This is a genomic window from Streptomyces sp. NBC_00829, from assembly GCF_045161795.1.
GTDB lineage: Bacteria > Actinomycetota > Actinomycetes > Streptomycetales > Streptomycetaceae > Streptomyces.
This window is the reverse complement of sequence record NZ_CP108867.1, coordinates 1923362-1945242: the sequence shown is the minus strand read 5'-3', so window position 1 is coordinate 1945242 and position 21881 is coordinate 1923362. Positions and strand designations below refer to the sequence as shown.

At 70.8% G+C, this 21881-nt stretch carries 22 protein-coding genes and 1 pseudogene; 16 read left to right on the top strand and 7 right to left on the bottom strand.

All coding sequences use genetic code 11. The features are described from left to right. The first annotated feature begins 104 nt into the window (after positions 1–104). Positions 105–782, top strand: a complete 678-nt coding sequence (locus OG293_RS07925; RefSeq protein WP_405998060.1) for a GntR family transcriptional regulator — start codon at positions 105–107, stop codon at positions 780–782. Positions 783–942: 160 nt separating this feature from the next. On the opposite strand, the gene OG293_RS07920 is transcribed toward OG293_RS07925, so the two are convergent. Further along, on the bottom strand, positions 943–1224 hold the full coding sequence (locus OG293_RS07920) for an HPr family phosphocarrier protein (RefSeq protein WP_405998059.1): 282 nt from the start codon (positions 1222–1224) through the stop codon (positions 943–945). A 164-nt stretch (positions 1225–1388) separates the two neighbouring features. Here OG293_RS07920 and OG293_RS07915 point away from each other — a divergent pair, with 164 nt between their 5' ends. Genes OG293_RS07915 through OG293_RS07900 form a run of 4 tightly spaced genes read left to right on the top strand, consistent with a single transcriptional unit; the run spans position 1389 to position 6872 of the window. After that, positions 1389–4313: a GNAT family N-acetyltransferase gene (locus OG293_RS07915; RefSeq protein ID WP_405998058.1), complete on the top strand. Its 2925-nt coding sequence runs from the start codon at positions 1389–1391 to the stop codon at positions 4311–4313. A 37-nt stretch (positions 4314–4350) separates the two neighbouring features. Next, positions 4351–4935 (top strand): DUF5998 family protein, encoded by a 585-nt coding sequence (locus OG293_RS07910; RefSeq protein ID WP_405998057.1) that lies wholly within the window; start codon positions 4351–4353, stop codon positions 4933–4935. After that, entirely contained in the window at positions 4935–6140 is a 1206-nt protein-coding gene (locus OG293_RS07905; RefSeq protein WP_405998056.1) for an alkaline phosphatase family protein, read from the top strand. Before OG293_RS07910 ends, OG293_RS07905 begins: the two co-directional genes overlap by 1 nt. A 42-nt stretch (positions 6141–6182) precedes the next feature. Then, the gene (locus OG293_RS07900; protein WP_405998055.1) at positions 6183–6872 is read left to right on the top strand and encodes a thymidine kinase; all 690 of its coding nucleotides are present in this window, start codon (positions 6183–6185) and stop codon (positions 6870–6872) included. Here the strand turns inward: OG293_RS07900 and OG293_RS07895 are convergent. Then, complete coding sequence (locus tag OG293_RS07895) at positions 6844–7617, bottom strand: VOC family protein (protein ID WP_405998054.1); 774 nt, start codon at positions 7615–7617, stop codon at positions 6844–6846. The genes OG293_RS07900 and OG293_RS07895 overlap by 29 nt on opposite strands. 223 nt (positions 7618–7840) lie before the next feature. Between OG293_RS07895 and OG293_RS07890 the strand changes: the two genes are divergently transcribed. After that, positions 7841–8671, top strand: coding sequence for a sulfurtransferase (locus OG293_RS07890; protein WP_405998053.1), 831 nt, complete (start codon positions 7841–7843; stop codon positions 8669–8671). A 79-nt stretch (positions 8672–8750) separates the two neighbouring features. Here the strand turns inward: OG293_RS07890 and sepH are convergent, their stop codons facing one another. Then, entirely contained in the window at positions 8751–9797 is a 1047-nt protein-coding gene (gene sepH, locus OG293_RS07885) for a septation protein SepH (RefSeq protein ID WP_405998052.1), read from the bottom strand. Between the two features lie 455 nt (positions 9798–10252). Between sepH and OG293_RS07880 the strand changes: the two are divergent. After that, positions 10253–10489 (top strand): annotated as a pseudogene (locus tag OG293_RS07880) (hypothetical protein); the annotation flags it as partial. Between the two features lie 92 nt (positions 10490–10581). On the opposite strand, the gene OG293_RS07875 reads toward OG293_RS07880, so the two are convergent. Together OG293_RS07875 and OG293_RS07870 are read right to left on the bottom strand one after the other, a co-directional pair. Next, positions 10582–11901, bottom strand: a complete 1320-nt coding sequence (locus OG293_RS07875) for a D-arabinono-1,4-lactone oxidase (protein ID WP_405998051.1) — start codon at positions 11899–11901, stop codon at positions 10582–10584. Beyond that, complete coding sequence (locus OG293_RS07870) at positions 11861–13102, bottom strand: MFS transporter (RefSeq protein WP_405998050.1); 1242 nt, start codon at positions 13100–13102, stop codon at positions 11861–11863. The genes OG293_RS07875 and OG293_RS07870 overlap by 41 nt, the downstream gene beginning before the upstream one ends. 108 nt (positions 13103–13210) lie before the next feature. On the opposite strand from OG293_RS07870, the gene OG293_RS07865 reads away from it, so the two are divergent. Beyond that, on the top strand, positions 13211–14338 hold the full coding sequence (locus OG293_RS07865) for a ferrochelatase (protein WP_405998049.1): 1128 nt from the start codon (positions 13211–13213) through the stop codon (positions 14336–14338). Positions 14339–14387: 49 nt separating this feature from the next. Continuing rightward, on the top strand, positions 14388–15188 hold the full coding sequence (locus OG293_RS07860; protein WP_405998048.1) for an inositol monophosphatase family protein: 801 nt from the start codon (positions 14388–14390) through the stop codon (positions 15186–15188). Between the two features lie 256 nt (positions 15189–15444). On the opposite strand, the gene OG293_RS07855 is transcribed toward OG293_RS07860, so the two are convergent. Further along, positions 15445–15612 carry a hypothetical protein gene (locus OG293_RS07855; RefSeq protein WP_405998047.1) on the bottom strand — a complete coding sequence of 56 codons (168 nt, stop codon included), beginning with the start codon at positions 15610–15612 and terminating at the stop codon, positions 15445–15447. 310 nt (positions 15613–15922) lie between these two features. On the opposite strand from OG293_RS07855, the gene OG293_RS07850 reads away from it, so the two are divergent. From OG293_RS07850 to OG293_RS07835, 4 genes are all read left to right on the top strand, one after another. Beyond that, positions 15923–16576, top strand: a complete 654-nt coding sequence (locus OG293_RS07850; RefSeq protein ID WP_405998046.1) for a response regulator transcription factor — start codon at positions 15923–15925, stop codon at positions 16574–16576. Positions 16577–16581: 5 nt separating this feature from the next. Next, positions 16582–17817 carry a sensor histidine kinase gene (locus tag OG293_RS07845; RefSeq protein WP_405998045.1) on the top strand — a complete coding sequence of 412 codons (1236 nt, stop codon included), beginning with the start codon at positions 16582–16584 and terminating at the stop codon, positions 17815–17817. A gap of 399 nt (positions 17818–18216) precedes the next feature. Next, positions 18217–18513, top strand: a complete 297-nt coding sequence (locus tag OG293_RS07840; protein WP_142213239.1) for a DUF4193 domain-containing protein — start codon at positions 18217–18219, stop codon at positions 18511–18513. Positions 18514–18526: 13 nt separating this feature from the next. Next, on the top strand, positions 18527–19441 hold the full coding sequence (locus tag OG293_RS07835) for a hypothetical protein (protein WP_405998044.1): 915 nt from the start codon (positions 18527–18529) through the stop codon (positions 19439–19441). A 12-nt stretch (positions 19442–19453) separates the two neighbouring features. On the opposite strand, the gene OG293_RS07830 is transcribed toward OG293_RS07835, so the two are convergent. Further along, positions 19454–19912, bottom strand: a complete 459-nt coding sequence (locus tag OG293_RS07830) for a DUF3093 domain-containing protein (RefSeq protein ID WP_405998043.1) — start codon at positions 19910–19912, stop codon at positions 19454–19456. A 58-nt stretch (positions 19913–19970) separates the two neighbouring features. Between OG293_RS07830 and OG293_RS07825 the strand changes: the two genes are divergently transcribed. Genes OG293_RS07825 through OG293_RS07815 form a run of 3 tightly spaced genes read left to right on the top strand, consistent with a single transcriptional unit; the run spans position 19971 to position 21881 of the window. After that, positions 19971–20591, top strand: coding sequence for a PaaI family thioesterase (locus OG293_RS07825; protein ID WP_405998042.1), 621 nt, complete (start codon positions 19971–19973; stop codon positions 20589–20591). Continuing rightward, entirely contained in the window at positions 20591–21103 is a 513-nt protein-coding gene (dut, locus tag OG293_RS07820; protein ID WP_405998041.1) for a dUTP diphosphatase, read from the top strand. The genes OG293_RS07825 and dut overlap by 1 nt, the downstream gene beginning before the upstream one ends. Position 21104: 1 nt before the next feature. Continuing rightward, positions 21105–21881: a DUF3710 domain-containing protein gene (locus OG293_RS07815; protein WP_405998040.1), complete on the top strand. Its 777-nt coding sequence runs from the start codon at positions 21105–21107 to the stop codon at positions 21879–21881.

The following is a 21881-nucleotide window of genomic DNA, read 5'->3' as shown; positions in this document are numbered from 1 at the left end:
CATGGATTCCCGGGTGGCATCGGAAAATCCTGCGTATTGCAATAGAGTCACGGGACAGACGTCAATCGGCTGCGTTTCGCGCGGATTAAAGCGGAGGTTCGGATATGCGCATTCCTGCGCACTCGGTATGCACGGCGATCCGCGACGACATCGTCTCCGGTGTATTCGAGCGTGGCAGCCGGCTCACCGAGGAGCAGCTGGCGCGGCGGTACGGCGTCTCGCGGGTCCCGGTGCGCGAAGCCCTGCGCACCCTGGAGTCCGAGGGGTTCGTCACGACCCGCAGGCACGCCGGCGCCTGCGTCGCCGAGCCCACCGACCAGGAGGCCGCCGACCTGCTGGAGATCCGGATGCTGCTGGAGCCGCTGGGCGCAGCCCGGGCCGCCCAGCGGCGTACCGAGGCCCATCTGAAGGTCCTGCGCGGCCTGGTGAGGCTGGGGCAGGAGCGAGCCCGCCGCGGCCAGGGCGAGGATCTGCGGTCCCTGGGCGGCTGGTTCCACGAGACGCTGGCCCAGGCCTCCGGCAGCCCTGGACTGACCGCGCTGCTCACCCAGTTGCGGCACAAGATCGCCTGGATGTACGCCGTCGAGCAGCCGGCCAAGCCCGTCGACTCCTGGGCGGAGCACGGCGCGATCGTGGACGCGGTGGCCCGCGGCGACGTCGAGCGTGCGCGGACGCTGACCGCACTGCATACCGAACGTGCACTCGCCGCGCACCGGCTGCGTCGCGTGGAGCGCGTGAGGACTTCGCAACATGCCGTAAACACCGCGAGCGCCCGTCATTAACAGTCGCACCGTATACAAAGACAAGACATGCGCGGGTCCTGTTTTCCGCTGCCCTTGTTCAATTGAAATCCGGGCCTATAGATAAACGGAGCCGCAGTCTCCCTCATTCGGGATTTCGCGGCTCCGTCGCGGAGAAATTCGGGCAACCCGTTCCGGGGGGTCAGACGGTCTCGGGGAGCTCGTCGAGGCCCTCGGCGACCAGCTTGGCCAGACGGTCCAGGGCGGCCTCGGCGCCGTCCGCCTCGGAGGCGAGCACGATCTCCTCGCCGCCCTGTGCGCCCAGGCCGAGCACGGCGAGCATCGACGCCGCGTTGACCGGGGTGCCGTCGCTCTTGGCGATCGTCATGGGGACGCCGGAGGCCGTGGCGGCACGGACGAAGATGGAAGCGGGGCGGGCGTGAAGGCCCTCCGCCCAGCCGACGTTGACGCGGCGCTCAGCCATGGTGTTGCCCTTCAAGTCTTTGCGGGTTGTCTAGACCAGTCTCTCATGTGTCGCGGCGTGCTCTCCAACTGGCCTCGGCCCGGGTGCGAGCGCCGTTCGGCCCTCCTCAGACTGCCCTCAGCCAACCGCCTACGCGACCGGTGGGTGAGTCGTACGCTTCACCCATGCAGAACCAGCCGGACCACGCCTACCCCGATCACTGGGAGGCGGACGTGGTGCTGCGTGACGGCGGGACCGCCCGCATCAGGCCCATCACCACCGAGGATGCCGAGCGCCTGGTCAGCTTCTACGAGCAGGTGTCGGACGAGTCGAAGTACTACCGCTTCTTCGCTCCCCATCCGAGGCTCTCCGCCAAGGACGTCCACCGCTTCACCCATCACGACTACGTGGACCGGGTGGGTCTGGCGGTCATGGTCGGCGGCGAGTTCATCGCCACCGTCCGCTACGACCGGATCAACGAGCAGGGCAGGCCCGCGAGCGCCCCCGCCGACGACGCCGAGGTCGCCTTTCTCGTGCAGGACGCGCACCAGGGGCGCGGTGTCGCCTCCACCCTGCTGGAGCACATCGCCGCGGTCGCCCGCGAACGGGGCATCCGGCGCTTCGCCGCCGAAGTACTCCCGGCCAACAACAAGATGATCAAGGTGTTCCGGGACGCCGGATACACCCAGAAGCGCAGCTTCGAGGACGGCTCCGTCCGTCTCACGCTCGACCTCGAACCGACCGCCGAGTCGCTCGCCGTCCAGCGGGGCCGCGAGCAGCGTGCGGAGGCCCGCTCCGTGCAGCGCCTGCTCGCCCCGGGGGCGGTCGTCGTCGTCGGCACCGGCCGCGCGCCGGGCGGGGTGGGGCGTACCGTGCTGCGCAATCTCCTCGACGCCGGGTACACGGGCCGTACGTACGCGGTGAACCGGGCCTTCGCCCAGGATCAGCGCGAGGTCGACGGCGTCCCGGCCTTCCGCTCCGTGGCCGAGATCGGCGAACCGGTCGACCTGGCGGTCGTGGCCGTACCCGCCGAGCGGGTGCCCGAGGCGGTCGCCGACTGCGGCGAGCACGGGGTCCAGGGGCTGGTCGTCCTCGCTGCCGGATACGCCGAGAGCGGCGCGGCCGGCCGGGAGCGTCAGCGTGAACTGGTGCGACAGGCCCGCTCCTACGGCATGCGCATCATCGGCCCGAACTCCTTCGGCATCATCAGTACCTCGGACGCCGTACGGCTCAATGCCTCCCTGGCGCCGCAGTCCCCGGCGGCCGGGCGCATCGGGCTGTTCACCCAGTCGGGCGCGATCGGGATCGCGCTGCTGGCGGAACTGCACCGGCGCGGCGCGGGGCTGTCCTCCTTCATCTCCTCGGGCAACCGCGCGGACGTGTCCGGCAACGACTTTCTGCAGTACTGGTACGAGGACCCGGACACCGATGTGGTCCTGCTGTACCTCGAATCGATCGGCAACCCACGCAAGTTCAGCCGGCTAGCGCGGCGCACGGCCGCGGTGAAACCGGTGGTCGTGGTCAAGGGCGCCCGCCACAGCGGCAGCGAGCCGCCGGGCCACGCCGTGCCGGTGACCCGGATCCCCGACGCCACCGTCGGAGCGCTGCTGCGCCAGGCGGGCGTGATCCGGGTCGACACCGTCACCGAGCTCGTCGACGCGGGCCTGCTGCTGGCGGGCCAGCCGCTGCCGGGCGGCCCCCGGGTGGCGATCCTCGGAAACTCGGAGTCCCTCGGGCTGCTCACCTACGACGCCTGCCTGGCCGAGGGCCTGCGCCCGCTGCCGCCCCTCGACCTCACGACGGCGGCCACGCCCGCGGACTTCCGCGCGGCCCTCGCCGATGCGCTGAAGGACGGTGCCTGCGATGCCGTCGTGGTGACGGCGATCCCCTGGGTCGGCGAGAACGGTGTCACCGAATCGGGTGATGGTGAAGTGCTGGCGGAGGCCCTGCGCGAAGCCGCCGCGACCGCTCCGGCGAAGCCGGTGGCGGTGGTCCACGTGGAGATGGGCGGCCTGGCCGAGGCCCTGGCGGCGGCGTCGAGTACCCGTACGCCCGTGTCGGCCGACGGCCCGGACCGGGGCGCGGCCCCTGACACGGACCAGGAGAAGGCTCGCGTCGCGGCGGTCGCCCCCGCGCGGCCCGAGACCGGGCCGCCCACCCGCCCCCCGGCACCGAGCGCCGCGCCCGTCTCCGCCGCCGCCCGCTACCGGGCCCCGGCCCCCGCCGCCGCGCCCCGGGACTACCGCATCCCCGCCTACCCCGCCGCCGAGCGAGCCGTCCAGGCCCTGTCCGAGGCCGTGAAGTACGCCCAGTGGCGACGGCAGGCCGCCGAGCCCGGGAAGGTTCCCGAGTACGAGGACATCGACGAGACCGGCGCCGCCGCACTTCTCGAGGCGCTGCTCGACGGGCGTGACGACCCCCGGGGCCACACGCTCGCCCCGGCGGACGCCAGGGGACTGCTCGGCCGGTACGGCATCGACGTGCGGCCGACCCTTCCCGCGCCGGGCCCGGACGCGGCCGTCGAGGCGGCCGGACGTCTCGGCTACCCCGTGGCCCTCAAGACCACGGCCCCGCACCTCCGTCACCACGCCGACCTCGGCGGCGTACGGCTCGATCTGGCCAACGAGGCGCAGTTGCGCCAGGCGTTCGGCGAGTTGACGGAGACCCTGGGCAAGGCGCAAGAGCTTCAGCCCGTCGTCCAGGCGATGGTCCCGCGCGGCGTCGACACCGTCGTCCGCGCCGCCATCGACCCCGCGGTCGGCGCCGTGCTCTCCTTCGGGCTGGCCGGAGCCGCCTCCGAGCTGCTCGGCGACACGGCTCACCGGCTCGTACCCGCCACGGACCGTGACGCGGCCGAGTTGATCAGAAGTATCCGGACCGCGCCCCTCCTGTTCGGCTGGCGCGGTTCGGCGCCCGTCGACACCCCCGCCCTGGAGGAACTGCTGCTCCGGGTGTCGCGGCTGGTCGACGATCACCCCGAGGTGGTCGACATCAGCCTCGAACCGGTCGTGGTCGCCCAGGCGGGCCTCACCGTGCTCGACGCCTCCGTACGCCTCGCCCCACCGCCCGCCCGCACCGACCTGGGCCCCCGCCGACTCCCCAGCTACTGAGCGCTCACCGGCCCCGCGGCCCCGTAGGATGGACGGCATGGCGAAGACCGGTACGACGACCCAGGGGCTGCGCGCGGCGATCGAGCGCAGCGGCTACTACCCGGCCCTCGTGGCCGAGGCGGTGGAGGCCGCTGTCGGTGGCGAGCAGATCGCGTCGTACCTGGTGCACCAGGAGACGACGTTCGATGCCAATGAGGTGCGCCGCCATGTCACTGTCCTCGTCCTGACGGCCAACCGCTTCATCGTCAGCCACACCGACGAGCAGGCCGCCGACACCAGCTCCCCGACGCCGTACGCCACGACCTCGACCGAATCGGTCAAGCTCGGCCGGATCTCGTCGGTCGTGGTCAGCCGGGTCGTGGCCAACCCCGAGTCGTACACCCCCGGCACCCTGCCCCGCGAGGTCGTCCTCACCATCGGCTGGGGCGCCGTCTCCCGTATCGACCTGGAGCCCGCCGCCTGCGGCGACCCGAACTGCGACGCCGACCACGGCTACACCGGCAACTCCACGGCCGACGACCTGAGCCTGCGCGTGAGCGAGGCGGGCGACGGTCCGGACACCGTCCGACAGACGCTCGCCTTCGCCCAGGCGCTCTCCGAAGCCACGGCAGCCACGCGCTGATGGCACAGCCCGCAGCGCAGTCCGCGACCTGGCCGGACGACCCCGTTCCGCTCGCGCTCGACACCGCACCCGTCCCCGAATACGGCACGGGATCGCTCGCGGATCTGCTGCCGACACTCGCGGCGGGCCAGGGCGTGCCGGGACTGACCCGGAACATCCCCGAGCTCATCCCGGCCGACCGGAACTGCGTCTTTCTGATCGACGGCCTCGGCTGGGAGCAGATCAAGGCACACCCGGACGAGGCTCCGTATCTCACCTCGCTTCTCCCCAGCTCGCGCGGCGGCACCGGACGTCCCATCACGGCCGGCTTCCCCGCCACCACCGCCACCTCGCTGGCCTCCGTCGGCACCGGCCTGCCGCCCGGCTTGCACGGCCTGCCCGGCTACACCGCGCGCAACCCGGAGACCGGTGAGCTGATGAACCAGCTCCGCTGGAGGCCATGGACGCAGCCGCGCGTCTGGCAGCCGTATCCCACGGTCTTCCAGCTCGCCGACGAGGCCGGAATCCATACCGCGCAGGTGTCCTCCCCGACCTTCGAGCACACCCCGCTCACCAAGATCGCACTCAGCGGCGGCAGCTTCCTCGGCCGTCTCTCCGGCGAGGAGCGGATGGACCTCGCGGCCGAACAACTGGCCGCGGGGGACCGATCGTTGGTCTACACCTACTACAGCGACGTGGACGGCAAGGGCCACCGCTTCGGCATCGACTCCGACGCCTGGCGCGGACAGCTGATGTACGTCGACCGCCTGGCCCAGCGCCTCGCCGAGCAACTCCCGCCCCGGGCCGCCCTGTACATCACCGCCGACCACGGCATGATCGACATCCCCTTCGACGAGCAGTCGCGCATCGACTTCGACGAGGACTGGGAACTGCGCGCCGGAGTCGCCCTGCTCGGCGGCGAGGGCCGGGCGCGCCATGTCTACGCCGTCCCCGGCGCCGAGTCCGATGTGCTGGCCGTCTGGCGCGAGGTGCTCGGCGAGCAGTTCTGGGTGGCGAGCCGCGACGAGGCGATATCGGCAGGCTGGTTCGGCGCCCGGATCGACGAGCGTGTGTACGCCCGGATCGGCGATGTCGTGGCCGCGGCCCATGACGACGTGGTGATCACCGCGTCCGTCCGTGAGCCCCACGAGTCGGCGATGTTCGGCATGCACGGCTCCATGACCCCCGTGGAGCAGCTCGTACCGCTGCTCGAAGTACGCTCGTAACCGCCTCCCTGCGCCCCAGACCCGAAAGGTCCTCAACACCCCATGCCCGAGCTGGTGTTCTTCTCCGGAACGATGGACTGCGGAAAGAGCACCCTCGCTCTTCAGATCGAGCACAACCGCTCGGCGCGCGGCCTCCAGGGGATGATCTTCACGCGTGACGACCGCGCGGGCGAGGGCAAGCTCTCCTCCCGGCTCGGTCTGGTGACGGACGCGGTCGAGGCCGCGGAGGGCTTCGACTTCTACGCGTATCTCGTCGCCCATCTCTCCAAGGGGGGCCGCTGCGACTACGTCATCGCCGACGAGGCGCAGTTCCTCGCGCCCGAACAGATCGACCAGCTCGCCCGTGTGGTCGACGACCTCGACCTGGACGTCTTCGCCTTCGGTATCACCACCGACTTCCGCTCCAAGCTCTTCCCGGGCTCGCAGCGGCTCGTCGAACTCGCCGACCGCGTCGAGGTGCTCCAGGTCGAAGCGCTGTGCTGGTGCGGCGCACGCGCCACGCACAACGCCCGTACGGCCGGCGGGGTGATGGTCGTCGAGGGCGCCCAGGTCGTCGTCGGGGACGTCAACCAGTCGCCGGACGAGATCGGTTACGAGGTCCTGTGCCGACGGCACCACCGCCGGCGGATGACGGCGGCCACCGCCCGCGCCGCCGCACTCTCGCCGGACGTCCTCCCCGTGGAGGTCACCGAGGAAGCCGCGGTCAGCGCCCGGCCGACCGTACGATCGTGAAGACCGCGCCCTCCGGGTCAGCGACCGTCGCAAGCCGACCGCTCGTCCCCTTGTGGGGCGCCTTGAGCACATGTCCGCCGAGTTCCGTCACGCGCTCCGCGGCCTCGTCGGTGTCCTCGACCTCGAAGTACGTCATCCAGTGCGTACCGCGGTCGCGGGGCAGGGCATGGCCCACGCCGTGCAGTGAGGCCACGGGTCTCCCCTCCAGTTTCAGCGTCACGTGGTCGACGGTGGTGGAGACGACGGCCTCCGTCTCGTAGCCGAAGACGGCCTGGTAGAACTTGCCGACCGACGAGGTCTCCGCGGTCAGCAGCTCGTTCCAGACAGGCGTGCCATGTGTGCCGTATACCGCCGTGCCGCTGTGGGCGCTCATCTGCCAGATACCGAAGACCGCGCCCGCCGGGTCGGTCACGACGGCCAGCCGGCCGGCGTCGTCCGCGTCCAGCGGGCCGACTCCGACCGTTCCTCCGCAGCTCCTGATCACTTCGACGGTCCTGTCCGCGTCGTCGGTCGCCAGATACGGCGTCCAGGCGATCGGCAGATGCCGGTCGGCCGGGAGCCGGCCGATGCCCGCGACCTCCTTGCCCTCGATCAACGCGCGGACGTACGGGCCGAGCTGCAGAGGGCCGGGAGAGAACTCCCAGCCGAACAGCTCTCCGTAGAACGTCTGGGTTGCGTCAAGGCCGTGCACCATCAAGCTGACCCAGCTGGGTGTGCCGGGCGTGTGCCGAGTCGCCTCGGTCATCGTCACTCTCTCCTCGGACCATTCGTGGTGGTCGTGCCGGGGGACGGGGTGGCCGTCGTGCGGAACGGCCGCGCCCGGTGCAGATGCTTGCATCACCCGGCGTCCGCCACGCCACGGCCGCGCCGCTTTTGGCGGGTTCCCGATGGAGGATGCCCGCTTTGTGATTACTCATCCGTTTCGCCGGCGTTACGGTGTGGCAGGGCCCTGCGCGAGGATGGACCTCATGAACCCCATCATCTCCGCCACCGATCTTGCGAAGGCTCTTGCCGGACCGACTCCGCCGGTCCTGCTCGACGTGCGGTACCGCCTCGGCGGACCGCATGGACGCCCCGACTACGACGCCGGGCACATCCCGGGCGCCGTCTTCGTCGACCTCGACGCGGAACTGGCCGGACCGCCCGGCGCGGGCGGCCGTCACCCGCTGCCCGACCTGGCCGCCTTCGGCGCGGTGATGCGCCGCGCCGGGATCTCCGCCGGCACGCCCGTCGTCGCGTACGACGGGGACAAGGGCTGGGGCGCGGCCCGCGTCTGGTGGCTGCTGCGCTGGAGCGGGCACAGTGCGGTCCGGGTCCTGGACGGCGGACTCACCGCGTGGACGGGACCGCTGGAGACCAAGGTCCCCGATCCGGTGGAAGGGACCTTTCAGCCCGAGCCGGGCGCTCTGCCACTGCTGGACGCCGACGACGCGGCCGCGCTGGCCCGGGACGGCCTGCTGCTGGACGCACGGGCGGGGGAGCGCTACCGGGGTGAGGTGGAGCCGATCGACGCGGTCGCGGGCCACATCCCCGGTGCGGTCTCGGCCCCGACGACGGAGAACGTCGACGAGGAGGGCCGGTTCCGTGCACCGGGGGAGCTGACCGGCCGTTTCCTCGGGCTCGGCGCGACGCAGGACATGGACGTGGTCGGGGTCTACTGCGGCTCGGGCGTCTCCGCCGCTCAGCAGGCACTTGCCCTGGAGATCGCGGGATTCACTCCGGCGCTGTACGCCGGTTCATGGTCGGAGTGGTCCCGGGACACCTCGCGCCCGGTGGCTACGGGCTCCCAGCCGGGCTGACGGCCCGCATGACGGTGGGCCCGGCAACATCACGGATGCTCCCTCACGGTGCCGGGCCCCATCGTCACTGACTCGCCTGCTACTCCTGCTTCTTGCGGCGCGTGCCGAAGACGATCTCGTCCCAGCTCGGCACCGCGGCGCGCCGGCCGGGGCGCACCCCGTCCGCCTCCGCCTGGCGGTCCGTCGTGCCCGTAAGACGGTCACGGTGGCCCGCCACCGAGCGCGGCATCAGCACGTCGGCATACGCCGACCCAGCGCCCGCCGAGGCGGCCGGAGCGACCGGTTCCTCCGCCTCGGGCTCGTCGGCCGGCTCGGCCGTGGCGGGCTCCGGCGGCGCGGGCCGCTCCGGGACGACCATGTCGCCACGGAAGCTCGGCACCGCCTCCAGCAGACTCGTCAGCGAGTCGCGCTCCCCGCCGTTCTCCTCGGGCTCCCCGGAGGGCACGGCAGGCCGGTCCCCGGGGCGGTCGAGCGTCCGGTCCAGGGGCCGGTCCCGCGGCAGCCGCGCGATGCGTGGCACGAACGGAAAGCTCGGCTCCTGAGAGGCGATCGTGTCGTCCGTCTCGCCGATCAGCGCGCGCGCCTCGTCGTCGACGGCCTGGACCAGCCGCCGCGGCGGGTCGTACGTCCAGCTCGCCGAGTGCGGTTCGCCCGCGACCCGGTAGACCAGCAGGACCTCCCAGGTGCCGTCGTCCCGGCGCCAGGAGTCCCACAGCACGGTGTCCTTCTCGGCGCCGCGCAGCGTGAGCCGCTCCTGCACCGCCTCACCGAGCTGCGGTCCGGTGTTCTCGCCAGGACGGCGCACGGGGGTCTTGCGGGCCCGCTCCGCCATGAACGCGCGCTCCGCGAGTACCGGCCCCTCGAAGCGCCGCACCCGGTCGACCGGAATTCCGGCGAACTGGGCGACTTCTTCCGCGGAGGCTCCGGCGCGTATACGCGCCTGGATGTCGCGGGGGCGCAGATGGCTCTCGACCTCGATCTCGATCTGGCCAAGGCGGGCGCGGTCGTTGCGCACGGCGGCGCGCAGCCGCTCATCAATCGGAAGCGTGTATTCCGTGCTGTCCGCAGCCTTGAGCACCAGTCGTGTGCCGTCGTTGGAGACGGCCACGACACGCAGTTCGGGCATGGGGACCTCCCGGGTGGTGCCTGCCGACGTCACGTGCGTCGCTGCTTCCGCTAGTCGAGTGTGGCCTGCCCGGGTGCAGCCTGCCACAACCTTGCCGAGTTGCCCGGCGTGTCGGGCACAGGCCCTGGATCGCCGTTATGGCACGGTTACCTGTTTGCGACCCTGAGTGACCGGGTGGTCACTCTCCGCATCAAGCACCCGTGCGGTGCCGCGGCGCCGCCGGATCGAGCGCCGCTTTCGGCCCCCTACCTGGGGTCCGAACGCCCGAAAGGGAGGCCGGGCCCAGGGCTGGCCACAGTACTCCATTCGGGCCACGGGGGTGGACCGCCGCGCCGCCCAACTTCTCCGCAGGGGCGGGAGTTGGGCGTCTCCGACATGGGTGATCAGTGTCTTGTTTCACGGAATCTTCTCAAAAGGAACTATTCGTTTCGCTCGTCAGTCCCTTTTGGGGGTGGATGAGAAGAAGGAGAAAGAGGGAACAGCGGATCGGCCTGAGCCTTCGTCAGGTCGCCGGACGTGCGCCGGCGGCGATCGCCGCGGCGGTGCTCGCGTCCAGGCTGCGCGTGTACTGGACGATCACCGGCGCCGGAGTCGTCAGTGTCGTGGTTGCGTGCGGAGGTTCGGTCTTCCAGCACCTGTTCCGCCGGACCGGCGAGCAGATACGCGACGTCACGGTCCAGCAGGGGCGCCCTGCGCCGGGACGGACACGGACTCCCCGGCCGGGGAGCGACCGCGTCCTTCAGGCCGTGCCCGCCCGACTGCACGCGCCCGCCAGGGCCCGGCTTCAGTCGCCCAGCACCCGCCGCAGATAGTCGTTGCCGAACAGCCGCCCCGGGTCCAGCCGGTCGCGCAGCGCGGTGAATTCGGCGAACCGCGGATACACGTCGGCGAAGTACTCCGCGTCTCTCGTGTGCACCTTGCCCCAGTGCGGTCGCCCGCCGTGCGCGGTCATGATCCGCTCCACCGCGGTGAAGTACGACTGGTGGGGGGTGCCTCGGTAGAGGTGCACCGCGATGTACGCGCTCTCCCGGCCCGAGGCGGTCGAGAGCGTGATGTCGTCGGAGGGGGCCGTCCGCACCTCCACCGGGAAACTGACCCGCAGCGGTGAGCGCTCGATCATCGCCTTCACCTCGCGCAGCGCCTCGACGACAGCCTCCCTCGCAAGCGCGTACTCCATCTCCACGAATCGCACGCGGCGCGGAGATGTGAAGACCTTGTAGGGAATGTCCGTGTACGTACGGGCCGAGAGGGCGCGGCTGGAGATCTTGGCGATCGCCGGGATGGCCGCGGGAACGGCGCGGCCGAACGAACAGGCCAGCTGGAAGACGCCGTTGGAGAGCAGCTCGTCCTCGATCCAGTTGCTCAGCCGACCCGGAGGGGCCGGGGGGCCGGCGCTGCGGTTGTTGCGCTTGGTGTTGCAGTTGCCGGTGTGGGGAAACCAGTAGAACTCGAAGTGCTCGTTCTCCGCGAACAGCGCCTCGAAGTCCGCCGTCACCCGGTCGAAGGCCATCGGCTCCTCGCGGGCCGTCAGCAGGAAGACCGGCTCCACGGCAAAGGTGATCGCGGTGACGACACCGAGCGCGCCGAGCCCGATCCGGGCCGCCGCAAAGACGTCCGGATTCTCCTTCTCGGAGCAGGTCAGCACCGAACCGTCGGCCGTGACCAGCTCAAGAGCCCTGATCTGGGCGGCGATCGAAGCCGAGTCGCGGCCGGTGCCGTGCGTCCCGGTGGACGTCGCGCCGGCGACGGTCTGGTCCATGATGTCGCCCATGTTCGTGAGGGAGAGTCCCTCACGGGCGAGTGCCGCGTTCAGCCGCTTGAGCGGGGTGCCAGCCTCGACGGTGACGGTCATGGCCGTGCGGTCGATCTCCCGGATCCCGGTGAGCAGTTCGGGCCGTATCAGCACGCCGTCGGTGGCCGCGGCCGCCGTGAAGGAGTGGCCCGTGCCGACGGCCTTCACCTTGAGGCCGTCCTCGGCCGCCCTGCGTACGGCGGCGGCCAGTTCCTCGGTGGAGGCGGGCGAGACCTCCCGTACCGGACGGGCGCTCACATTCCCCGCCCAGTTACGCCACGTGCTGCGCTCCGTCCTCGTAGTCCCGTTCACGCTGCCCCTCCCGCGTCGGCACCGGCCTGCGCAGCCGGCGGTACCCCAGGAACGCCACCAGGGCCGCGACCGCTCCCGCCATGACGGGCACCACGTAGGCCGCGTCCGCCCCGGCGGCGTCGACCACCCAGCCCGCGGCCGAGGAGCCGAGCGCCACCCCGACCGCGAGCCCGGTGCTGGTCCAGGTCATGCCCTCGGTCAGGTTGGAGCGCGGTACGTGAGCTTCGATCAGGGCCATGGTGGTCACCATCGTTGGAGCGATGGACAGGCCCGCGACAAAGAGCGCCACGGCCAGAAAAGCAAGGTTCCCGGCCAGTTGGAGGGGGATCATACTCACGGCCATCGCGCACACCCCCACCAGCCACCTTCGGGCAGGCGCACCCTTGAGATGGAGCAGTCCGAAGACCGCTCCGGCAAGGCACGAGCCGAGGGCGTACACCGCGAGGACGACGCTCGCCGCGGCCTTGTGCCCTTGCTCCTCGGCGAAGGCGACGGTGACCACGTCGATCGCGCCGAAGATCGCGCCGGTCGCCACGAAGGTGGCCACCAGTACCTGGAGCCCGGGGGAGCGGAGCGCGGACCCGCGGGTGTGATGCTCGCGCGGCTGCGGCACGGGCTCGGTGGCGCGCTGCGCGGTCAGCCAGAAGACACCGATCACCAGGAACGCGGCGGCGAGCAGCGGCCCGGCCTCCGGGAACCAGGCGGTGGACAGCCCGATCGAGATGATCGGCCCGACGATGAAGCACACCTCGTCGACGATCGACTCCCAGGCGTACGCGGTGTGCAGCTCGCGCGGCGATCCCCGGTAGATCTCGGTCCAGCGGGCGCGGGTCATCGAACCCACGCTCGGCACACCGCCCGCCGCCGCGGAGAAGACGAACAGCGTCCAGTCCGGCGCCCCCCGCACGGCGCAGATCAGCAGGCCCGCGACAGCGGCGACCGCCGCGAGGGTCGCCGGGCGCAGCACCCTGGCCTGGCCGTGGCGGTCGACCAGCCGCGAGATCAGCGGGCCGAGCACCGCAGCCGACATGGCCAGCGTCGCCGCCAGCGCGCCCGCCAGCCCGTAGCGGCCGGTGAGCTGGGAGATCATCGTGACGATGCCGATGCCCATCATGGACAGAGGCATACGGCCGACGAAACCTGCGGCGGAGAACCCCTTGCTGCCGGGGGCGGCGAAGATGACGCGGTACGGACTGGGCAAGGAGCGCTCCGGTAAGGCGTATGACGGGCGTTCACAGGTTACGCCCGAACGCGTGTCCGGCGCACCGCGGTTTTCCCGGTGCCGGAGGCTGGTGGCAGGATCGGGGCCATGTCGGATCAGCGTGACCCAGCCCCGTACGACGCCCTGCTGCTGCTCTCCTTCGGCGGGCCCGAGGGCCCGGACGACGTCGTCCCCTTCCTGGAGAATGTGACGCGAGGGCGCGGCATCCCCAAGGAACGGCTCAAGGAGGTGGGGCAGCACTACTTCCTCTTCGGCGGGGTCAGCCCGATCAACGACCAGAACCGTGCCCTGCTGGACGCCCTGCGCAAGGACTTCGCCGACCACGGCCTGGACCTGCCCGTCTACTGGGGAAACCGCAACTGGGCGCCGTATCTGACCGACGCCCTGCGTGACATGGTCACCGCGGGCCACCGGCGCATCGCCGTCCTCACCACCAGCGCGTACGCCTCCTACTCCGGCTGCCGCCAGTACCGCGAGAACCTCGCGGACGCCCTGGCCGCCCTGGATGCCGAGGGCCTCGAACTGCCGCGCGTGGACAAGCTGCGGCACTACTTCAACCACCCCGGATTCGTCCGCCCCATGATCGAAGGCGTCCTCGAGTCGCTGGCCGACCTCCCCGAGGAGGTGCGCGCCGGGGCCCACCTCGCCTTCACCACGCACTCGATCCCGACGTCCGCGGCCGACGCCTCCGGACCGGCCGACGAGCACGGGGACGGCGGCGCGTATGTGCGCGAGCACCTGGACGTGGCCCGGCTGATCGCCGACGCGGTGCGGGACGAGACGGGCATCGAGCACCCCTGGCGGCTCGTCTACCAGTCGCGCAGCGGCGCCCCGCACATCCCCTGGCTGGAGCCGGACATCTGCGACCACCTGGAGGGGCTCCATGCTTCCGGCGCGCCCGCGGTGGTGATGGTCCCCATCGGCTTCGTGTCCGACCACATGGAAGTGCTCTACGACCTCGACACCGAGGCCACCGCGAAGGCCGCAGAGCTGGGACTGCCCGTGCGGCGCTCGTCGACGGTGGGAGCGGATCCGAGGTTCGCCGTGGCCGTGCGGGACCTCGTCCTGGAGCGCGCGGCCACCGAGCGCGGTGTGAGCGCCGAGCGGTGCGCGCTGGGCGCGCTCGGCGCCTCCCACGACCTCTGCCCGGTCGGCTGCTGCCCGGCCCGGGCCCCGAAATCCGCAGCCGCCGGCGCGGACAGCCCGTACGCCTGAGGAACCTCCCGTCGCCGTCCGAGGAACCTCCCGTCCCAAGGAAGCCCCCGTGACCGAAACTCTCCTGTCCGAACTGCTCGACCTCGCCCTGGAAGCAGCCCGCCGGGCCGGGGAGCTGTTGCGCGACGGCCGCCCCGCCGACCTGGGCGTCGCGGCGACCAAGTCGAGCCCGATCGACATCGTGACCGAGATGGACATCGCGGCGGAGAAGCTGATCACCGGCTTCCTGGGCGAGCGCCGCCCCGACGACGGCTTCCTCGGCGAGGAGGGCGCCTCCACGGCCGGTACCAGCGGAGTGCGCTGGGTGATCGATCCGCTCGACGGCACGGTCAACTATCTGTACGGCCTGCCGACCTGGGCGGTCTCCATCGCGGCCGAGCGCGACGGCGAGCGGGTCGTGGGCGTGGTGGAGGCCCCGATGCGCCGGGAGACGTACCACGCGGTCCTCGGCAACGGGGCGTACACCGGCGACAAGCCCCTCCAGTGCCGCCCTGCGCCCCCGCTGGACCAGGCCCTGGTCTCCACGGGCTTCAACTACGTCGCGTCCGTCAGGAGCCACCAGGCGGACGTCGCCCAGCGGCTGATCCCACGGCTGCGGGACATCCGCCGCAGCGGCTCCGCTGCCGTGGACCTCTGCGATGTGGCGGCGGGCCGTCTCGACGGGTACTACGAGCGCGGGCTCAGTCCCTGGGACCTCGCCGCGGGCGATCTGATCGCCCGCGAGGCGGGAGCCCTGACGGGCGGACGCCCGGGCAGCCGGGCGGACGGCGATCTCACGGTGGCGGCGAGCCCCGGAGTCTTCGAGCCGCTGCAGACGCTCCTGGAGGAGTTCGGCGCCTGGCACGACTAGGCGGCCCTTCACTTGGATCAGGCCGGATCAGTGAGCGGGGTCTGGCGCATCAGCGGGGTTTGGTGCATGAGCGGGCCTGGTGCAAACGAAAGACCCTGGCCTGATCCCGAACACACGACGGGCCCCGGTCCCGAAGAGAGGGCCCCAAGGGGGGTGCCGTCACGGCCGGGCCGAACCGACAGTGCCGCGCCGAACCGACAGTGAAGGGCCCCGGCGCCGTCCCGCGGCGTCGGGGCCCTTCACTGTCGGTTCGGCGCTATGCCGCGCTGACCTCGACGCCGTGCTCGGCAGCCAGGCGGCGCAGGTCGTCAAGCTCTGCCTGCTCGACATCCGCCAGGAAGTCGTCGCCCGTCTCGCGAGCCAGCGTGAGGTCGGTCTGCGCGGCCTTTATGCGCTGCAGCAGTCCTGAGGTGAATGCGTCCATGGTGCGCCCCCTCGTCGTGGGTCAGTGGCACGGGGGTGTGCCGACGGTGGGTGATCAACCCTGGAACAGGTCGTGGCTTGCCACATACAGGGCGTGATCGCGGGTGTTTAAACGTCCTCCCCCAGCCTTCCCTCAGAGAAACCTCAACTGGCCCAGGAATCCGGTGGATTCCTTCAGGCCCAGGTCGGCGGCGTCCGGTGGGCTTTGTCTTACGGCCGGTTTACGCGCGTAAAGGGCAGGATGGACGCGCACAGTCAGTGCACACACCTGCCCTCATCATGGGTGACGGGCCCGGAGGAAGGATCACGACGTGCGCGTACTCGTCGTCGAGGACGAGCAGCTGCTCGCCGATGCGGTGGCCACCGGACTGCGCCGGGAGGCCATGGCCGTCGACGTCGTGTACGACGGCGCCGCGGCGCTGGAGCGCATCGGGGTCAACGACTACGACGTGGTCGTCCTGGACCGGGACCTCCCGCTCGTCCACGGTGACGACGTCTGCCGCAAGATCGTCGAGCTGGGCATGCCCACCCGGGTCCTGATGCTGACCGCCTCCGGCGACGTCAGCGACCGGGTGGAGGGGCTTGAGCTGGGCGCCGACGACTACCTCCCCAAGCCCTTCGCCTTCAGTGAGCTCACCGCGCGCGTGCGGGCGCTCGGCCGGCGCACGACCGTGCCGCTGCCGCCCGTCCTGGAGCGCGCGGGCATCAAGCTCGACCCGAACCGCCGCGAAGTCTTCCGCGAGGGCAGGGAGATCCAGCTCGCCCCGAAGGAGTTCGCCGTCCTGGAGGTCCTGATGCGCAGCGAGGGCGCGGTCGTCTCGGCCGAGCAGCTCCTGGAGAAGGCCTGGGACGAGAACACCGACCCGTTCACGAACGTCGTGCGGGTCACCGTCATGACCCTGCGCCGAAAGCTCGGCGAGCCGCCCGTGATCGTCACCGTTCCCGGCTCCGGCTACCGGATCTGATCTCGGTGGCAGCGACTCCAGCGCCGCCCGAGGCGCCTCCGAAACCGACCTGGGACCCCAGGGACCCGGTCCGTCCCCTGCTCCGTCCCACGATCCGGATACGGCTCACGCTGCTGTACGGCGGAATGTTCCTGATCGCGGGCATCCTGCTGCTCTCGATCATCTATCTGCTCACCGCGCAGGCGCTGCACGTCAGCGTCGCCGATCTGCCGTTCACGATCGTCGAGGGCCAGGTTCAGGCCACCACCGACTGGTGCAGGCTCCCGCGAGGGGGCACCGGCCAGCAGTTCAACCAGGCCGTCGCGGGATGTCTTCAGCACCAGCGCGAGATGGCTCTGGACGACCTGCTGCGCCGCTCGCTCTTCGCGCTGCTGGGCCTGAGCATCATCGCCTTCGCCTTCGGCTACGCGATGGCTGGACGGGTCCTGTCCCCGCTCGGCCGGATCACCCGCACCGCGCGTCAGGTGGCCGGTTCCGATCTGTCCCGGCGCATCGAGCTCGACGGCCCCGACGACGAGCTCAAGGAGCTCGCGGACACGTTCGACGAGATGCTGGACCGGCTGGACCGGGCCTTCACCGCGCAGCAGCGCTTCGTCGCGAACGCCTCGCACGAGCTGCGTACACCGCTCGCGATCAACCGCACGCTGCTGGAAGTCCATCTCTCGGACCCGGGGGTTCCCACGGAGCTCCAGCAGCTCGGCAAGACCCTCCTGGCCACCAACGAGCGCAGCGAACAGCTGGTCGAGGGCCTGCTGCTGCTCGCCCGCAGTGAAAACCAGATCGTCGAGCGCAAACCGGTCGACCTGGCCGAGGTCGCCACGCGCGCCGTCGACCAGGCCCGCGCCGAGGCCGACGCCAAGGGCATCGAGATCCGCGGGGAACGGGCGTCCGCCGTGGTGCAGGGCAACGGCGTCCTGCTGGAGCGGATCGCCCTGAACCTCGTCCAGAACGCCGTGCGCTACAACATTCCGGAAGGTGGCTGGGTGCATGTCAGCACAGAGATCCAGCAGGACCAGGGAATCCTGGTGGTCTCGAACACGGGGCCGGTGGTTCCCGCATACGAGATCGACAACCTCTTCGAGCCCTTCAGACGGCTCCGCCAGGAGCGCACGGGCAGCGACAAGGGCGTCGGCCTGGGGCTTTCGATCGCCCGCTCGGTGGCGCGCGCCCACGGAGGCCGTATCATCGCGGAGCCTCGTGAGGGCGGTGGCCTCGTGATGCGTGTCACCCTCCCGGTCTGAGATGCTGATCGACGCACATTGCTTCGTTCGCTTTGCGCGGAATTTTTGGGACTCATACCCGAGGGGCCCGTGTGGGATCGATCACATAGGCGAATTTCAGGCCATCTACTCTCTGTGATCAAGACTCTTACCGGAAAGCCGGGAAAAGTCCGGGTTTCCGGGGGTCGAGATCACGGGAAGTACACGGGGTGGCGCCCGTGAAGTGCGACATTCGGACCGTGTACGGTCCCGATCGCCATCCAACCCGATCACTCTCGGGGGATCCGGTTGGGTGTCGATTGAGTAACAGACCTTGATGTGAGGCAAAATCTCCGCCTCGGGTCGGGCACAAGTCCGGCCTCTCACGCGTTACGTGCGCTGGAGACACCGCAGACACCACACCCAGAGGGGGAGAGCGACATGGCAACGGACTACGACACCCCACGCAAGACCGACGACGACGTCGATTCGGACAGCCTTGAGGAACTGAAGGCCCGCCGGAACGACAAGACGACGTCGTCCGTCGATGTCGACGAATTCGAGCAGGCCGAAGGCCTGGAGCTGCCCGGAGCGGACCTTTCCAACGAGGAACTGTCCGTTCGCGTGCTGCCACGGCAGGCGGATGAGTTCACCTGCATGAGCTGCTTCCTGGTGCACCACAGGAGCCAGCTGGCCCGCGAGAAGAACGGCCAGCCGATCTGCCGCGACTGCGACTGAGGTCGGGTCGGCCGTGGCAGGCGAGACACCGTCCAGGAAGCGGCGTCTTCGGCGTCAGAAGCCGTCGCAGGCGCACCAGGGCGGTACGGGCCCGGCACAGGACGCCATAGCGTCTGCCGAGCAGTCGGCCGCCCTGCTGCTCCACGGCGCAGGAGATGACGGGCGGGGCCCCATGGCCTCGCTCGCGGGAGCCGGTCAGGCGGGGTCCAGGTTCAGGGCCCCACGCCTGGCCGCCGTACGCCAGGGCGTCCGGAAGGGCGGCGAGAGCGCCAAAGCGGTGCTCGGCCACATCGCCGACCTGCTGATCGCGAACGCACCCCGTGTGCCGGTTCGCGATCTCAAGACGCTTCGCAGACAGTTTCCGGGCCTCGGCCCGGAGCAGCTCGCGGACAAGCTCGTCACGGGCGCGGCGAACGGCACCTCCACCGTGGGTGCGGGCATCGGCGCGGCCGCGATGCTGCCCGTCCCGCCGGCGATGCCGGCCGAGCTGGCCGCGGAGATCGCCGGCGTCGCCGCGATCGAGCTGAAGCTCATCGCCGAGCTCCATGAGGTCTACGGCTTGCGGCCGCCGGGCAACCTCACCGAGCGCAGCACCGCATATCTGACCTCATGGTCGCAGGAGCGCGGGATCGACGTGGCCAAGCCCTCGACGGTCAACGCCGCGCTGGGCGGCCAGCTCAAGCGCGAGCTGCGCCAGCAGATCATGAAGCGCATGGTGCGCAATCTTCCGAACCTGATGCCGTTCATGGTCGGCGCGGCCGTCGGCGCCGTGATGAACCGTCGTGACACCAGGAAGCTCGCCGGGCGCATCCGCAAGGATCTGCGCACCAGACAGGTCCCCTGGGACGCGCTGCCCGCGCTCCCGCCGCTGGAACAGCCCGAGGAACCGCTGGAAGCGTTCTCCGTGACGCGCGAACTGGGACGCTGAGTCCCCAAGCCGTCAGGCCGCGCGCACCTCGCCCAGGGCGGCTGCCAGCGCCTTCGGGTTCCTGGTCGACAGATACACATACGGAGTCGGGTCATCCGGATCTGTTACCTCGATCCGCAGCGCCGTCGGCACATAACTGCGCAGCAGCATGAACGCGCGCGCATCGGCCTTGAAGGAGCGCCAGGCGCGCGCCTCCTGCGCGTCCAGCACCTCGGCATCGCCCAGCGCCGTCAGCGGAATCCGGGCGTCGCCCGCGACCAGCGAGCCGGCCACCACGCGGATGCGTACCGAGCCGTACGAACTCACCACGACGCCGGCCACCGCCGTGGCGAGGATCAGGCCGCCCAGCATCGGCAGCGGACCCAGCGGCAGCAGGACGAGACCGCCCGCGACGCCCATCAGGGCGGTGATGGCCCACCACGAACGGGGCGCGGTCAGACGTTCTTCGTAGCGCGGGGCGGAAGGCTGCATGACGCCAAGCTTGGCACGGTGCGGCCGGCCGGTGGCCGCGCGGGTAAGGTCTGCGCCTGTGAGCACTGCGAATTCCCGGGGGGCGAGCCCCGGACCATCGGCCCGGGGCTCGGCTCTGACTCCTCCGGCCGATGCCCTACCGCCGGTACGGCATCCCGAGGCCCCTGCCCCCGGTGAGCTCCTCGGCGCGCACTACGAACACTGTTTCGGCTGCGGCGGGGGACAGCCGCACGGGCTGCACCTCGAGTCGCGGGCCGGTGAAGGCGTGACGATCACCGCCGAATTCACCGTCAAGCCCGCCCACCAGGGAGCGCCCGGCCTCGCGCACGGAGGTGTGCTGGTCACGGCCCTGGACGAGACGCTGGGCTCGCTGAACTGGCTGCTGCGCACCATCGCGGTCACCGGCCGGCTGGAGACCGACTTCGTCCGTCCCGTGCCGGTGGACACCGTCCTGCATCTGCAGGCCGAGGTGAACGCGGTCTCCGGGCGGAAGATCTACTCCAGCGCCGTGGGGCGCATCGGCGGCCCGGAAGGGCCCGTCGCAGTCCGGGCCAAAGCCCTCTTCATCGAGGTCAAAGTGGACCACTTCATCGACAACGGCCGCCCGGAGGAGATCCAGGCAGCGATGGCCGACCCCGACCAGATCAGGCGCTCCCGCGCCTTCGAGGTGAACCCCTGATGCGTAACCCTGTCGATGTGCTGATCCGTCGTGTGGACCCCGAGGTGCCGCTCCCCGCGTTCGCGCACCCGGGCGACGCCGGCGCCGATCTCGTGACCACCGAGGCCGCCGAGCTGGCCCCCGGAGAACGGGCCGTGCTTCCGACCGGAGTGGCCATCGCGCTGCCCGACGGGTACGCGGCCTTCGTGCACCCGCGCTCCGGCCTCGCCGCCCGCTGCGGAGTAGCCCTCGTGAATGCCCCGGGGACCGTGGATGCCGGGTACCGTGGGGAGATCAAGGTGATCGTGGTCAACCTCGACCCGCGCGAGAGTGTGCGGTTCGATCGGTTCGACCGGATTGCCCAACTGGTCGTCCAGCAGGTCGAGAAGGTGCGCTTCCATGAGGTGGCGGAGCTTCCCGGCTCGGCGCGGGCCGAGGGGGGCTTCGGTTCCACCGGCGGTCATGCCGCAGTGGACGGCTCAACGGGTGGGAATCGATACGCTTCGGCCGTATCCGACCGGGAAGGACAGTGACGTGTTCGGACGTCGCAAGAAGAGTGGTTCCGCCGAGGACGCGGCGGACGCAGCGGGCGAGGCCGAGCAGGTCGTCGACGAGCGTGACACGGAGTACGCCGATGAGAAGGGGACGCCCCGCCGGGTGAACCTTCCGCCGGCGCCCCGGCCCGACGGCCCCTGGGACGTGTCCGAGGTATCCAAGCCCGGCGAGGGCCGGGTCGATCTGGGCGGCCTTTTCGTGCCCGGAGTGGACGGAATGGAGCTGCGCGTCGAGGTCGCGGGTGACGCGATCGTCGCCGCCACCGTCGTGCTGCGCGACAGCGCCGTACAGCTGCAGGCCTTCGCGGCGCCGAAGAAGGAAGGCATCTGGGGCGAGGTCCGCGAGGAGATCGCCTCGGGCATCACGCAGCAGGGCGGCATCATCGACGAGGTCGAGGGCCCGCTCGGCTGGGAGCTGAGGGCCCAGGTGCCCGTGCAGCTCCCGGACGGCACCGGAGGCGTACAGCTGGTGCGCTTCGTCGGCGTCGACGGCCCGCGCTGGTTCCTCCGTGGAGTGATCTCCGGACAGGGCGCGGTGCAGCCGGAGGCCGCCGGTCTCCTGGAGCAGATCTTCCGGGACACCGTCGTCGTACGGGGCGAGGGGCCGATGGCGCCGCGCGACCCGATCGTCCTCAAGCTGCCGGACGACGCTCAGATGGTTCCCGAGGGTGTCCAGCAGGAGGACCAGGAGAACTCCCGGTTCTCCGGTGGCATGGGGCAGCTGCAGCGCGGCCCCGAGATCACCGAGGTGCGCTGA

What these genes read in the sequence shown, in the direction of transcription:
- OG293_RS07925 (WP_405998060.1), top strand. Translation starts at nt 105, where the DNA reads ATGCGCATTCCTGCGCACTCGGTATGCACGGCGATCCGCGACGACATC.
- OG293_RS07920 (WP_405998059.1), bottom strand. Translation starts at nt 1,224, where the DNA reads ATGGCTGAGCGCCGCGTCAACGTCGGCTGGGCGGAGGGCCTTCACGCC.
- OG293_RS07915 (WP_405998058.1), top strand. Translation starts at nt 1,389, where the DNA reads ATGCAGAACCAGCCGGACCACGCCTACCCCGATCACTGGGAGGCGGAC.
- OG293_RS07910 (WP_405998057.1), top strand. Translation starts at nt 4,351, where the DNA reads ATGGCGAAGACCGGTACGACGACCCAGGGGCTGCGCGCGGCGATCGAG.
- OG293_RS07905 (WP_405998056.1), top strand. Translation starts at nt 4,935, where the DNA reads ATGGCACAGCCCGCAGCGCAGTCCGCGACCTGGCCGGACGACCCCGTT.
- OG293_RS07900 (WP_405998055.1), top strand. Translation starts at nt 6,183, where the DNA reads ATGCCCGAGCTGGTGTTCTTCTCCGGAACGATGGACTGCGGAAAGAGC.
- OG293_RS07895 (WP_405998054.1), bottom strand. Translation starts at nt 7,617, where the DNA reads ATGACCGAGGCGACTCGGCACACGCCCGGCACACCCAGCTGGGTCAGC.
- OG293_RS07890 (WP_405998053.1), top strand. Translation starts at nt 7,841, where the DNA reads ATGAACCCCATCATCTCCGCCACCGATCTTGCGAAGGCTCTTGCCGGA.
- sepH (WP_405998052.1), bottom strand. Translation starts at nt 9,797, where the DNA reads ATGCCCGAACTGCGTGTCGTGGCCGTCTCCAACGACGGCACACGACTG.
- OG293_RS07865 (WP_405998049.1), top strand. Translation starts at nt 13,211, where the DNA reads ATGTCGGATCAGCGTGACCCAGCCCCGTACGACGCCCTGCTGCTGCTC.
- OG293_RS07855 (WP_405998047.1), bottom strand. Translation starts at nt 15,612, where the DNA reads ATGGACGCATTCACCTCAGGACTGCTGCAGCGCATAAAGGCCGCGCAG.
- OG293_RS07840 (WP_142213239.1), top strand. Translation starts at nt 18,217, where the DNA reads ATGGCAACGGACTACGACACCCCACGCAAGACCGACGACGACGTCGAT.
- OG293_RS07830 (WP_405998043.1), bottom strand. Translation starts at nt 19,912, where the DNA reads ATGCAGCCTTCCGCCCCGCGCTACGAAGAACGTCTGACCGCGCCCCGT.
- dut (WP_405998041.1), top strand. Translation starts at nt 20,591, where the DNA reads ATGCGTAACCCTGTCGATGTGCTGATCCGTCGTGTGGACCCCGAGGTG.